The 13,574-nt window shown below is 59.8% G+C and carries 13 protein-coding genes; 11 read left to right on the top strand and 2 right to left on the bottom strand.

The window, feature by feature from the left end:
* On the top strand, positions 1-778 hold a 778-nt coding region (locus WCA53_RS22715), incomplete at its 5' end, for a Cof-type HAD-IIB family hydrolase (protein ID WP_423915800.1).
* A 141-nt stretch (positions 779-919) separates the two neighbouring features.
* Here WCA53_RS22715 and aqpZ read toward each other — a convergent pair.
* Positions 920-1,621, bottom strand: a complete 702-nt coding sequence (gene aqpZ / locus WCA53_RS22710; protein ID WP_423915798.1) for an aquaporin Z — start codon at positions 1,619-1,621, stop codon at positions 920-922.
* 294 nt (positions 1,622-1,915) lie between these two features.
* Here aqpZ and WCA53_RS22705 point away from each other — a divergent pair, with 294 nt between their 5' ends.
* Positions 1,916-2,221: an H-NS histone family protein gene (locus WCA53_RS22705; protein WP_423915795.1), complete on the top strand. Its 306-nt coding sequence runs from the start codon at positions 1,916-1,918 to the stop codon at positions 2,219-2,221.
* A gap of 246 nt (positions 2,222-2,467) precedes the next feature.
* Here the strand turns inward: WCA53_RS22705 and WCA53_RS22700 are convergent, their stop codons facing one another.
* Positions 2,468-3,532 carry a glycosyltransferase family 4 protein gene (locus WCA53_RS22700; RefSeq protein WP_423915792.1) on the bottom strand — a complete coding sequence of 355 codons (1,065 nt, stop codon included), beginning with the start codon at positions 3,530-3,532 and terminating at the stop codon, positions 2,468-2,470.
* 682 nt (positions 3,533-4,214) lie between these two features.
* Between WCA53_RS22700 and motA the strand changes: the two genes are divergently transcribed.
* The 9 genes from motA to WCA53_RS22655 form a co-directional block, all read left to right on the top strand.
* Positions 4,215-5,075: a flagellar motor stator protein MotA gene (gene motA, locus WCA53_RS22695; protein ID WP_423915790.1), complete on the top strand. Its 861-nt coding sequence runs from the start codon at positions 4,215-4,217 to the stop codon at positions 5,073-5,075.
* Positions 5,076-5,082: 7 nt separating this feature from the next.
* Positions 5,083-6,060 carry a flagellar motor protein MotB gene (motB, locus tag WCA53_RS22690; protein ID WP_423915788.1) on the top strand — a complete coding sequence of 326 codons (978 nt, stop codon included), beginning with the start codon at positions 5,083-5,085 and terminating at the stop codon, positions 6,058-6,060.
* A gap of 76 nt (positions 6,061-6,136) precedes the next feature.
* Positions 6,137-6,517, top strand: coding sequence for a response regulator (locus tag WCA53_RS22685; protein WP_423915786.1), 381 nt, complete (start codon positions 6,137-6,139; stop codon positions 6,515-6,517).
* Between the two features lie 89 nt (positions 6,518-6,606).
* A complete protein-coding gene (locus WCA53_RS22680; RefSeq protein ID WP_423915784.1) occupies positions 6,607-8,907 on the top strand; it encodes a chemotaxis protein CheW in 2,301 nt (766 codons plus the stop codon).
* 35 nt (positions 8,908-8,942) lie between these two features.
* Positions 8,943-9,470, top strand: a complete 528-nt coding sequence (gene cheW / locus WCA53_RS22675; protein WP_423915781.1) for a chemotaxis protein CheW — start codon at positions 8,943-8,945, stop codon at positions 9,468-9,470.
* A 43-nt stretch (positions 9,471-9,513) separates the two neighbouring features.
* On the top strand, positions 9,514-11,337 hold the full coding sequence (locus tag WCA53_RS22670; RefSeq protein WP_423915778.1) for a methyl-accepting chemotaxis protein: 1,824 nt from the start codon (positions 9,514-9,516) through the stop codon (positions 11,335-11,337).
* Between the two features lie 167 nt (positions 11,338-11,504).
* A complete protein-coding gene (locus tag WCA53_RS22665; protein ID WP_423915776.1) occupies positions 11,505-12,440 on the top strand; it encodes a CheR family methyltransferase in 936 nt (311 codons plus the stop codon).
* Positions 12,437-13,162, top strand: a complete 726-nt coding sequence (cheD, locus tag WCA53_RS22660) for a chemoreceptor glutamine deamidase CheD (protein ID WP_423915774.1) — start codon at positions 12,437-12,439, stop codon at positions 13,160-13,162. The genes WCA53_RS22665 and cheD overlap by 4 nt, the downstream gene beginning before the upstream one ends.
* A partial coding sequence (locus tag WCA53_RS22655; protein WP_423915772.1) for a response regulator occupies positions 13,162-13,574 on the top strand: 413 nt, incomplete at its 3' end. The genes cheD and WCA53_RS22655, both read left to right, overlap by 1 nt.

The following is a 13,574-nucleotide window of genomic DNA, read 5'->3' as shown; positions in this document are numbered from 1 at the left end:
AGATCCGTTCACCGTCGAAACGTTGCGCGAAATCGAGGCACTCGGTGCGCGCTTTATTATCGCGACGGGCCGGCATTATCGCGATGTGCTCGGCATTCGGGACGTGCTCGGCATCGACGCCTACCTGATCACGTCGAACGGTGCGCGCATCCATGCGCCGGACAATGAACGCATTTACGCACGCAATATCGATTCGGCGGCGGTACGTCGGCTGGTGCAACCGGATCTGGCGGGAAGTGAGCGCGTCATCGTGAACCTTTTCGCCGACGACGCCTGGCTGATCGATCGTCATGCGCCGGAGTTGCTGGCGTTTCACCAGGATTCCGGCTTCGACTACGACGTAATGGACCTGCGGGAGCACGACGGCGAGAACATCGCGAAGGTTTTGTACATCGGCGATCACGATGATCTGGAGGTGACCGCAGCGAACCTTGAACGCGAATTCGGCGAGTCGGTGTATGTCACTTATTCGCAGCCGGACTGTCTCGAAGTGATGACGTCAGATGTATCAAAGGGGCGCGCATTGCGCTTTGTACTGGATCGGCTTGCAATCGATACCGCGCGGTGCGTCGCGTTCGGCGACAACATGAACGACATTGATTTGCTCGAAACGGCCGGCCTCCCATTCATGATGAACAACGCGAATCCTGATCTGGTGAAGCGCTTGCCGAATATACCGAGAACGGGCAATAACTTCGAGGCAGGCGTCGCTCATCAGCTACGCGAACTGTTTGGCTTGAAGTATGAGCTTTCTGCGCCTGCTCAATCCGGAAGCTAAGAAAACAACTCGGGACACAATCGCATTTCTCGGCCGGCATTCAGGTTTAGCTAAGCCTGCGCCCGGTGATAAACAAATCGTTGAATAAAAAACGGGCGCCGAGCGCCCGTTTTTTATTGAATCATGTGGCAAGCCAAGCGCTTATCGTTTCTCGCGAGTCAGCGCCGGATAAACCAGGCCCGCAATGATTGCACCAATAATCGGTGCGACCCAGAACAACCACAACTGCTCGATTGCCGCACCGCCAACCATCAAGGCCGGACCGGTTGAGCGAGCCGGATTCACGGATGTGTTCGTAACCGGGATTGAAATCAGGTGAATCAGCGTCAGGCACAAGCCAATTGCGATCGGTGCGAAACCGGCCGGCGCGCGGCTATCGGTCGAGCCGAGAATGACAAACAGGAAGAAGAACGTCATCACGACTTCGCACACCAGCGCGGCAATCATCGTGTAGTGGCCTGGTGAGTGATCGCCATAGCCGTTCGTTGCAAAGCCGCTTGCAACGAGGTCGAAACCCGGCGCGCCACTGGCGATCACCGACAACACATAAGCGCCAAGTACGCCGCCAATGACCTGCGCGACGATATACGGCGCGAGATCGCGAACCGGAAAGCGCCCTGCAACTGTCAAGCCAATACTCACGGCCGGGTTCAAGTGACACCCGGAGATATGGCCGATTGCGTAGGCCATGGTGAGCACCGTCAGGCCGAACGCGAGTGCGACACCCGCGAAGCCAATGCCGAGTTGGGGAAAGCCCGCTGCTAGCACTGCACTGCCGCAGCCGCCCAGCACGAGCCAAAACGTACCAAACATTTCTGCGCCGAGGCGCTGTCCTAATCGCATGATTCGATATCCTAAAAATATATAAAAAAATGAAACGATTTCGACGCTGACAGTCATTCAGATTTCGCTGATAACCACGGCGGGCTCGAAGTGTAATCCGGCTATCAGGTTTGATTGTCAAAATTTGTTGATTTTCATAAAACTCGGGAAATTCTTATTCGGAATGACATATCGTTTCGAGAATTTTCTGATTTGGATTGGTACTTTTTTGCAATGATGTCGTTACACATTGCATGTTTTATTCGAAGTCGCTAGGCTTGCTGATAATCACGTTTCTATTGAAAGGATTAACAAATGTCGCAATACACAGAACTCAAGGCCAAGATCGCCAAGCTTCAGGAGCAGGCGGAAGAAGCTCGGAGACTGGAGTTGGAAACCGTTCTCGGCGAGATCCGCCGCAAGGTGGTTGAATATGGCCTGACGGCTCAGGATCTCGGGCTAACCATGGTTCGGCGTGGCCGCCCGCCCAAGAAGGAACCGTTGCCACCTCTTTATCAGGATCCCGCGTCAGGTAATACCTGGAGTGGCCGAGGCAAGCCGCCCAAATGGATCATGGGCAAGAATCGCGATGGTTTTCTGATTCGACCGACTCAAGCATGAGTCGTGCATGCATCGCGCATGAATCACCTATGAGTCACGCGCGTTGCGTTAAATCACGCAATCCGGTTGATCGAATAAAATGCTGGAATAAAAAAATCCGCCCTGAAAGGGCGGATTTTTAATTTATCGCTAAATTTGTCGCATTAATTGCGCTTCAAATCAGGGAATGACTGGCTTCCCACTATCGCATTGGCCCCGCCGCTTAAGGCCGGTCGACAGTCGCTCGACCGGACTCAAATCCCGCTTTCAACCCACCGCAACGCGACGCAGCACCGGACGCTTTGCAGCCTGCAACAGCGACGTGTAGCTATCGACGTAATTCTGAGCCATCGTCCGGGCGCTGAAACGACGTTCAAACTGTGCACGAATTTCGGTGCGCGACAGTTCGTCGAGTCGTTGAAGCGCGCCAACCGCACCTTGCACGTCTTCGCAGATAAATCCGGTTACGCCGTGATCGATCACTTCCGGCACCGAACCGCGATTGAACGCGATAACCGGCGTGCCGCACGCCATTGCCTCGATCATCACGAGGCCGAACGGCTCAGACCAGTCGATCGGGAACAGCAACGCTTTCGCGCCGGACAGGAACTCGGGCTTTTGCTGCTCGTTGATTTCGCCCACAAACTCAACATGGGCCTGCGACAGCAACGGCTCGATCGTGGTCTTGAAGTATTCCTGGTCAACCTTGTCTACCTTGGCCGCGATCTTCAGCGGCAGACCGCTTTGTGCTGCGATCTTGATGGCCAGGTCGGCACGCTTTTCCGGGCAGATCCGGCCTAGGAACGCCAGATACTCAGGCTTCTTGTGCAGTTGCGGCGTCAGCAGATTTTCGGGCAAGCCGTGGTAAATCGTGTTCAGCCACGCCGCTTGCTGCAATGGCAAGCGCTGTGAGTCGGAAATCGACACAACCGGCGCGTTCGGGAACGTGTTGAAGACCGGTTGCAATTCCGGCAAGTCGAGGCGGCCGTGAAGCGTGGTCACAAACGGCGTATTCATCTGCGAGAACAGCGAAAACGGCATGTAGTCGAGGTGGAAGTGAAGCACGTCGAACTCATGCGCGCGACGACGCACGTTTTCGAGCAGAACCGCATGCGGCGCGTTCGCATCGCGGATCGACGGGTCCAGACGCAGTGCCTTCGGCCATGCTGCATCGAGCGTCGCCTTGGTCTGCGAATCGCCGCTCGCGAACAACGTGACCTCGTGACCCAAGTCGACCAGTGCGTCGGTCAGATACGAAACGACGCGTTCCGTGCCGCCATAGAACTTAGGGGGAACTGCTTCGTGCAAAGGTGCAATTTGTGCGATACGCATTACGTGACTCTCCTGTTCGTGAGGGCTTCGAACCGCCAGGACCGCGCAAATTGCCGCGTGGATTGCCGGTGAAGCCTTGCGGACGGGACAGCGCCTATGCTGCCGCCCCCTAAAAGTTGGACTCGCCGTAGCGGGTTATCCCTTACTTCGCATTATCGAGATGACTTCCGTTATCACCGAGCTGTTTTTCAAACGCTTAATGTTGTTACACCGCGAAACAGCCCCTGTTACGAATTTCGCAAGAATGCTGGAGCCTTGTTCGGCAAGCCATCCGGCGGTTTTCGCGCCGCCGAACAATGCACTGAATCCGTGGCAAGCCAATCCACCGCAACGTTTGTGCCATGGCGTACGGGCCGCGCATGAAGTTTCGTGACCGGCGCGCCGTTACACCGGGGAGTCTTGGAACCCTGCGTTCCCAAATCTCCTGAACAATTTCTGCTTACACATGGTTGCCGAGTCCCGAAATCGAGATATCGGTACGTTTGCCCGGCTTTTCCCGTTTTCCAGCATGGATATGCCCCACGCGCGCCTTCGCCTGACACCCCAGGCGCCTTGCTCAATCAGGACACAGCCGCGTCTTTCGTGTCCGGCTCGCGCGCCATTTCCCTTCAAAGTTTTCTGGTGCCTTGCCGTAAACCACTTAACGGCGGTTTCGCCGATGCAAAACGCGAGGAATTCGATTGTGCTGATTTTCGTGGGAACACTAGTCACTCTGTTGTCTGTTTTCGGCGGATACGCGCTCGAAGGTGGCCATCTGGGCGCGCTGATGCAACCGGTCGAAATCCTGATGATCGCGGGTGCAGGATTAGGGGCCTTCATTCTCGGCAACAACATGAAGACCATCAAATCCACGCTGCGAGTACTTCCGACGCTGTTCAAAGGCTCGAAGTACAACAAGGACGTGTACATGGAGTTGATGGCGCTGCTTTATGTCTTGCTCGCGAAAGCGCGTAAGGAAGGCACGCTGACGCTGGAAACGGATATCGACGATCCGTCAAAAAGCCCGATCTTCACGCAATACCCGAAGATCCTGGCCGATCACCACATCGTCGAGTTCTTGACGGACTACTTGCGCCTGATGGTCGGCGGCAACATGAACGCGTTCGAGATCGAGAGCCTGATGGACGAGGAAATCGAGACGCATCACACCGAAGGGGAAAGCCCGGCCCAGGCGCTGCACAAGGTAGGTGACGCAATGCCTGCATTCGGCATCGTCGCCGCCGTGATGGGCGTGGTCCACACGATGGCCTCCGCCGACCAGCCGCCAGCGATTCTCGGCGAGATGATCGCGCAGGCGCTGGTTGGCACGTTCCTCGGCATCTTGCTGTCGTATGGCCTGATCGGACCGCTCGCCAGCGTGGTGGAACAGCGCCTGGCCGAGTCCACAAAGATGTTCCAGTGCATCAAGGTCACGATCCTCGCGAGCCTGAACGGCTATGCGCCGGCTATCGCGGTGGAGTTCGGCCGCAAGGTGCTTTTCTCCACCGAGCGTCCGTCGTTCTCCGAACTGGAAGAACACGTGCGCCGCGTGAAGGCGAAGTAAGGCTGCCATGAACAAAGATCGTCCGATCTTCATCAAGCGCATCGTCTCAGGCAAGAAGGCGCATCACGGCGGCGCGTGGAAGCTCGCCTACGCCGACTTCATGACCGCGATGATGGCGTTTTTCCTCTTGATGTGGCTGTTGAGCGCGGTGACGCCCGTGCAGCGCCGGGGGATTGCCGAGTACTTCAACACGCCGCTGAAGAACGCGATCATGGGCGGCCAGGGCTCCGGGATGGATTCGAGCATCATCACGGGCGGCGGGAGCGATCTATCGAACCCCGATCCGGGCACGACCCGGATGAGCGAGGGCACGCAGCGCAAGGTGGGTCTCGACGAACAAACCTTGAAAGATGCGAAGGTCGAGTTGGAACGGCGCGATCAGGTCCGCTTGCACGATCTGCAAGTGAAGCTGAAGGCGGCTATCGAAGCGAATCCGGTGTTGCGGCAATTCAAGCAGCAAATACGCATTGATTCGACGCAGCAAGGTTTGCGCATCGAGATCGTCGATACCCAGAAGCGGCCGATGTTCGCGCTCGCCAGCAACGCCGTGCAGCCGTACATGCACGACATCCTGCAGGAGATCGGCAAGTCGCTCAACGACGTGCCGAACCGGATTGTGGTGCAGGGCCACACCGACGCCACGCAATATGCAGGCGGCGAAAAGGGCTATAGCAACTGGGAATTGTCCGCGGACCGGGCGAACGCTTCACGGCGCGAGCTGATTTCCGGCGGCATGGACGAGGCGAAAGTGTTGCGCGTGATCGGTCTCGCCTCGACGCAGAACCTCAACAAACAAGACGCGTTCGATCCGGAGAATCGCCGGATCAGCGTCCTCGTGCTGAATCACAAATCGGAAGAAGCCATGATGCGCGACGACCCGTCGCAGGCCACGACTTTCTCCAACAGCACGGGCGGTACCAATAGCGCGAACCCCAGTTTGGCCGCGGTCGTCCCGGGGCCGCCGCTCAAGCAGGCGGCTCCATGAAACGGACATCGTGGTCAGCCAATCACGGGACCCAACCAGGTGTAAGTCGAGGCTACGGCCAGGACAGGAGCATTCAATGAGCAGGAACATTCTGGCAGTCGACGATTCCGCTTCCATGCGGCAAGTGCTTTCGGCGACCTTCGTCGAGGCGGGGTATCGCGTGGTGGTTGCAGCCGACGGCGCCCAAGCCTACGAGGCGGCGCTTGCGCAGCGCTTCGACCTGGTGGTGACTGACCACAACATGCCGGCCATGACTGGCCTTGAACTGATCGGCCATCTGCGTACACACAGCGCCTATGCCGAGACCCCGATTCTCATACTCACAACCGAATCCGGCGATCCGTTCAAAGCGGCGGCGCGAAATGCCGGCGCGACCGGCTGGCTCGAAAAGCCGTTCGATCCCGAGACACTGACCGAAATCGTGGCGGCGTTATTGGAAGCACAGCACCCGCATTGAAAGCATTCCACGCACATCGGCAAGACAAACGCATTTACTAAACGACGCATTTAGCGACGACAGACACGGCATCCGGTGGTGACCCAGGCATGACACTCGACATTACCCAGTTCTATCAAACATTCTTCGACGAAGCGGACGAGCTGCTCGCGCAGATGGAGCAGTTGCTGCTCGCACTCGATCTGGCGAGTCCCGATCCTGAAGATCTTGCGGCGATCTTCCGGGCGGCGCATTCCATCAAGGGCGGCGCGGCCACGTTCGGCTTTTCGGCGCTGACCGAGACCACGCACATTCTTGAGTCGCTGCTCGACCGGGCACGTAATAACGAACTCGTCCTGCGCCGCGACATGATCGATACGTTCCTTGAAACCAAGGACGTGTTGTCGGACCAGCTCGGCGCGTACCGTGCGAGCGCGGAGCCGGATGCCGTAGCGGCGAAAGCCATTTGTGCGAAGTTGGAACGTTTGCGCGATGCCGACAAGGCCGAAGCGAAGCCGGAAGAAAAGGTCGCCGCGAAACCCGCGAAGAAAGCAAAGAAAGCCGCCGCGGTAGCGTCCGCCGCGCCTTCCGAGGAGTCGTTCGCGCAAGCGGCCTCCGTCGCGCAGGAACTCGCGGAAGTCGTGATGGCGCTCGGTCCCAACGAGCCGCCCGCGCACGTCGTCGATCAGGCAAACAATGTGCTGAAAGAGGCGCTCACGGACGAGGCGGGCTGGCAGGAATTCGATGTAACCGGGTCGGAGGGTGCGGCCACGGCACCGGTTGCAGACGTGGGTCCCCACCTGAGAATTACGCTGCGGGGGGTGAGCGAGAAGGACCAGGAGCTGTTGACCGAGGAGCTTGGCAACCTGGGAAGCGTCGTTGGCGAGCTGAAGTCGGGCAATGATTTCACGTTGTGGCTCGACTCGGACGTTTCCGCCGACGATATCGTCGCCGTGTGTTGTTTCGTGATCGATGAAGCACAGATCGTGATCGGCCGCGGCAATGCTGAGCTGGAAGGAGGGGCGGGGCCGGACGAGGAAGACGAAGAAGAGCAAGACGAAGAAGAGGATGAAGAAGCGGACGAGGCGGCAGGTGAAGCGCCCGACGCAGTGAAGACGGAACCGGCGGCGGCTGCCGCCGAGTCCCGCACGAACAACGCAGAAGCCGAAACCGCGAAAGCGCCGGAAGGCGACAAGAAAGCGAAGGCTGCGGGCCCCGCAGCGGCGGAAGGCAGCTCGATTCGCGTCGGCGTGGAGAAGGTCGATCAGCTGATCAATCTGGTCGGCGAACTCGTGATCACCCAGGCGATGCTCGCCGAAACCACCAGCGTTTTCGATCCCGCCCTGCACGATCGCCTCTTCAATGGCATGGCGCAGCTAGAACGCAACGCGCGCGATCTGCAGGAAGCGGTGATGTCGATCCGCATGATGCCGATGGATTACGTATTCAGCCGCTTCCCGCGCCTGGTTCGCGATCTCGCATCGAAGCTCGACAAGGAAGTCGAACTCGTCACGTTTGGTCAAGCCACTGAACTGGACAAGAGCCTGATTGAACGGATCATCGATCCGTTGACGCACCTTGTGCGCAACTCGCTCGATCACGGCATCGAAACGGTCGCCGCGCGGCGCGCGGCAGGCAAGGCAACGGCGGGCCAGTTGGTGCTGTCGGCGGCGCATCACGGCGGCAATATCGTGATCGAAGTCAGCGACGACGGCGCGGGCCTGCGCCGCGACAAGATTCTCGCCAAGGCCATGAAGCAGGGCATGCAGGTCAGCGAGTCGATGACCGACGACGAAGTCTGGCAATTGATCTTCATGCCGGGCTTCTCAACCGCCGAACAAGTCACTGACATCTCCGGCCGTGGCGTGGGCATGGACGTGGTGAAACGAAACATCCAGGCAATGGGTGGTCACGTCGAAATCCAGTCGCGCGAAGGCCGGGGCACCACAACGAAGATCGTGTTGCCGCTGACGCTCGCGATTCTCGACGGGATGTCGGTGAAAGTGGGCAGCGAAATCTTCATCCTGCCGCTGAACTTCGTGATGGAGTCGCTGCAGCCGGTTCCCGACGACATCTACACGGTCGCCGGAGGCGAGCGCGTCGTGCGTGTGCGTGGCGAATATTTGCCGCTGGTCGCGCTGCATCAGGTGTTCGAAGTCGAGGGCGCGCGTACCGAACCCACGCAGGGAATTATCACGATCATCCAGTCGGAAGGACGCCGTTTTGCGATGCTGATCGACGAACTGGTCGGACAGCAGCAGGTGGTGGTCAAGAACCTGGAAACGAATTACCGCAAGGTGCATGGCATTTCCGCTGCGACCATCCTCGGCGATGGCCGCGTGGCGCTGATCGTCGACGTGGCGGCGCTGAACCGCGAAAGCCGTGTGTCGCACGGCGCGCTCACTCACTAACAACGTACTGAACCAACCGATCTTCGGGGGCTAATGTGGCAGCAGACATTCAATCCATCAATTCCGCGGCACAACGCCGCGACGGCCAACGCGTAAGCCAGGCCGAGGCGGCAGGCCAGGAGTTCCTGGTCTTCACGCTCGGCGCGGAAGAGTACGGCATCGACATCCTGAAGGTGCAGGAAATTCGCGGCTACGACAACGTCACGCGCATCGCGAATGCGCCGTCGTTCATCAAGGGCGTGATCAATCTGCGCGGCATCATCGTGCCGATCGTCGATATGCGTATCAAGTTCAATCTCGGCCGCGTGGAGTACGACAACCAGACCGTCGTGATCATCCTGAACGTCGCGCATCGCGTGGTCGGCATGGTGGTGGACGGTGTGTCCGACGTGCTCACGCTGCAAGCCGACCAGGTCATGCCCGCTCCGGAATTCGGCGCGACGCTCACCACCGAATATCTGACGGGCCTCGGCACGGTCGATGGCCGGATGCTGATCCTGATGGATATCGAAAAATTGATGACGAGCAAGGAAATGGAGTTGATCGACTCCGTCACTGCCTGAAGCGTCAATCGCGCAATCACCTAAGTTGCCCGGGAAGAAAGACATGCTTAAGAACTGGTCGCTTCGTACCACGATGACGCTCGTGGGCTTGCTGTTCGTGGGTTTTGCGGCAGTGGTCGGCGCGCTGTCCCTGACCGGCTTGCGCTCGGCTGGCAATTCGCTGTCGATGCTGGCTGACGGCGATATGGCGTCGATGCGCACGCTGAATGAAGCATCGTCGTATTTGCTGCGCTCGCGGATCGCGCTGGACCGGGTGAGGGCATTGACGGAGGCGGGCAAGGCGGACGAAGCCAAGACCGTAGCCGATCGGGGACATGTCCTGCTCGACCACGCCAACGACAGTTGGAAGCTGTTCCTGGCCACACCTAAACCAACGCTGCCGCAAGCCACGCTCGACGATCTGGTCGCCAAACACGACGCCCTGCTGCATGACAGCGTGGAGCCGGAGTTTGCCGCCGTCGCCGCGAATGACATGGCGGCGTATCACGCTATCGCCGATACGAAGATCAGCCCGATGTTCGTCGCCTTCGATGCCTCGGCGGCGACCGTCGCGAGCTTCACCGAAAAGCACGCGGAACAATTGCGAGCGGACGCGGCAGACAGCATTTCGCTACTGAGCGAGCTGATTGGGGCGGTCCTGGCGTTGGCGGTGCTCATGCTTCTCGCCACGCGCGTGGCATTGCGCGGCCTGATCGTGCAACCGCTCAACGACGCCATCGATCACTTCGAGCGCATGTCGCGCGGCGACCTGACGCATTCGGCGCGCACCGACAAGACCAACGAGATCGGCCGGCTGTTTGCGGGGATCGAACAGATGCGCGGGAACCTGACAGCGATGGTCGGCTCGGTGCACACGGGCGCGGCATCGATCGATGTCGGCGCGCGTGAGATTGCGAGCGGCAACACGGATCTCTCGCAACGCACGGAAGAACAGGCGGCGTCGCTGCAGGAAACCGCGTCGAGCATGGAACAGTTGACCAGCACGGTGAAGCAGAACGCCGAGAACGCGCGGCAGGCTTCGCAACTCGCCGTCAACGCGTCCGATATTGCATCGCGCGGGGGCGAAGTGGTGTCACAGGTGGTCGATACGATGAACGCGATTTCGTCGAGTTCGAGCAAGGTCGTCGACATCATCGGCGTGATCGAAGGCATCGCGTTCCAGACCAACATCCTCGCGTTGAACGCGGCCGTGGAGGCTGCGCGGGCGGGTGAAGACGGGCGTGGCTTTGCGGTCGTGGCAGGAGAGGTGCGCAGTCTCGCGCAACGCAGCGCGGCGGCGGCGAAGGAGATCAAGTCGCTGATCGGCGATTCCTCGGTGAAGGTGGAAAGCGGTTCGCTGCTCGTCACGCGCGCGGGCGAGACGATGGGCGAGATCGTCCAGGCGGTGCGCCGCGTGACCGACATCATGGGCGAGATCAGCGCCGCTTCCGACGAACAGTCGCAGGGTATCGAGCAGGTGAGCCAGGCCGTCGGCCAGATGGATGCAGTCACGCAGCAGAACGCGGCGCTCGTGGAACAAGCGGCAGCGGCCGCCGCCTCGCTCGAAGAGCAGACGCGCAAGCTGAAGGACGTGGTGGCTCACTGGCAAGTCGCCGGCAACACGCCTGCACGCGATACGAACGCGCGCATTGAACCGTCGGTCGCGGCGAAAAGCCATCAAAAGGCGACGAAAATTCTGTCGCGGCCTAACGTCGCGGCTAAACGCGCCGTTAATAAGCTTGTGCAAGCGAAGACGGCGCCCGCGAAGGTCGTTCCTGAAGGGAGGGTTGTGCAAGCGCAGGCCGGCGCGCAGGCGTTCGTTCCCGCAAAAGCGGCGGTGAAGCAAGCCGCCGCCGTGGCAGCCGATGGCGACTGGGAAACGTTTTGAAGCAATGCAAGACGACTCTGCGGCTTTTCGGCAGCTCGCTGCGCGCCGGGCGACTCGTTGAAGCGCCCGAAAACGGCGCGCATCGAGCCGCAGGGTCGTTAATGAATACGCATGGCGACGCGCGCGCGTCCTGCGGCCGTTGCACCACTGAGTAGAACAAAGGCAACATGATGGCAACGCGCCCGCCCGTCGACACACCCCGTGACCGGACCCGAAGCGGTTCGGAAGTGGAACGCGACTTTGAATTTACCGCCGCCGATTTTGCCCGCATTCGCGAACTGATTCATCGGCGCGCCGGGATTTCACTGTCCGACCACAAGCGCGACATGGCGTACAGCCGTCTCGCACGCCGTTTGCGCGCAGTCAATATCGATACATTCCGTGAGTATCTGGATCAGCTTGAGTCGCAACAAAACAGCGCCGAGTGGGAAGCTTTCACAAATGCGCTGACCACGAACCTGACCGCGTTCTTCCGCGAATCGCATCATTTTCCGATCCTCGCCGACTTCGCGAAGCATCGTCCGCAGCCGTTTTCGGTGTGGTGTTCGGCGGCATCGACGGGCGAGGAACCGTACTCCATCGCGATGACGCTGATGGAAACGCTGGGCGACAGCGCCGCGCGCCAGTGCTCGGTGATCGCCACCGATATCGACAGCCAGGTGCTGCAAAAGGCCGACGCGGGCGTTTATTCGCTCGACTCGGTGAAGGCGCTTGGGGCTGAGCGGCTGAAGCGCTTTTTCCTGAAAGGTACGGGCGCGCACGCGGGTTTCGTGCGGATTCGCCCCGAACTGCGCGCGATGGTGAAGTTCGAGAAACTGAACCTGACCGATGCAAAGTACGCGCTGAACGGTCAATTCGATGCAATTTTTTGCCGCAACGTAATGATCTACTTCGACAAACCCACGCAGGCGCAAGTGCTTGCGCGCTTCGAGCCGCTGGTGAAGTCGGGTGGCTTGCTGTTTGCCGGCCACTCGGAGAATTTCACCTACGTGTCCCAGGCGTTCACGCTGCGCGGCCAGACCGTGTATTCGTTGTCGCGCGATACGAACACGCCGGCAGGCAAGGCAAACGCAGGCAAGGTCCTGGCCGGGGAACTTGCATGAGTGGTTTGCCGATCGCATCGAACCTGTACTTCGACAACCATTTCAAGCGTCCGGGCGTGAAGCTTCTGCCGAACGAGTTCTATATGACCGACGAAGACATGGTGCTCGTGACGGTGCTCGGTTCATGTGTGGCGGCATGCATCCACGATCGCACCGCCGGTATCGGGGGGATGAATCATTTCATGCTTCCCGACGACGGTTCCGACCCGACGCATGCTGCATCGGATTCAATGCGCTACGGCGCGTACGCGATGGAAGTCCTGATCAACGAAATGCTCAAGCGCGGCGGCAAGCGCGAGCGGCTGGAGGCGAAAGTGTTCGGCGGCGGCGCGGTGCTGGCGGGCATGACGACGATCAATATCGGCGACCGGAATTCGGAATTCGTCCGTCGATACCTTGCGACCGAAAAGATTCGTATCGTGGCCGAGGATTTGCAGGGCATGTATCCGCGCAAGGTCGCGTTCATGCCGCGCACCGGCCAGGTGATGGTCAAGAAACTCATGACGCAGCAGGACCCGGGCATAGCAGAGCGCGAGCAGGCGCTCGCGCGGCAGACGCCCGAGGAGCGCAGCGAACGTCTCGCGCGGGCTCGCGCCCGCGTCGAATTATTCAATCAGCCGCGGGCAGTGCCCGCAGCGGCGGCCAAGCCGCGTATCGAACTGTTCGGCGCAGCAGCAAGCCTGCAGCGCACGGTGCGCGCCCGGTTGGTGGAGGAAGCATGATGACGACCCGCAGCGCGGAATCGAAGATCAGGGTGTTGTGCGTCGACGATTCGGCACTCATACGCAGCCTGATGACCGAGATTATCAACTCGCAACCCGACATGGTGGTGTGCGCGGTCGCGCCCGATCCCCTCGTGGCGCGCGACCTGATCAAGCAACACAACCCGGACGTGCTGACGCTCGACGTGGAAATGCCGCGCATGGACGGCCTCGATTTCCTTGAGAAGCTGATGCGCTTGCGCCCGATGCCGGTCGTGATGGTGTCGTCGCTGACGGAACGCGGCTCGGAAATCACGTTGCGCGCGCTCGAACTCGGCGCGGTGGATTTCGTGACGAAGCCGCGCGTGGGGATCCGCGACGGCATGCTCGAGTACTCGGAACAGCTCGCCGACAAGATTCGCGCGGCGTCGCG

The sequence above is a fragment of the Caballeronia sp. genome, from assembly GCF_049581465.1.
Classification (GTDB): domain Bacteria; phylum Pseudomonadota; class Gammaproteobacteria; order Burkholderiales; family Burkholderiaceae; genus Caballeronia.
Note: the sequence above shows the minus strand (reverse complement) of the source record. Positions and strands in the feature narration are given on the sequence as shown.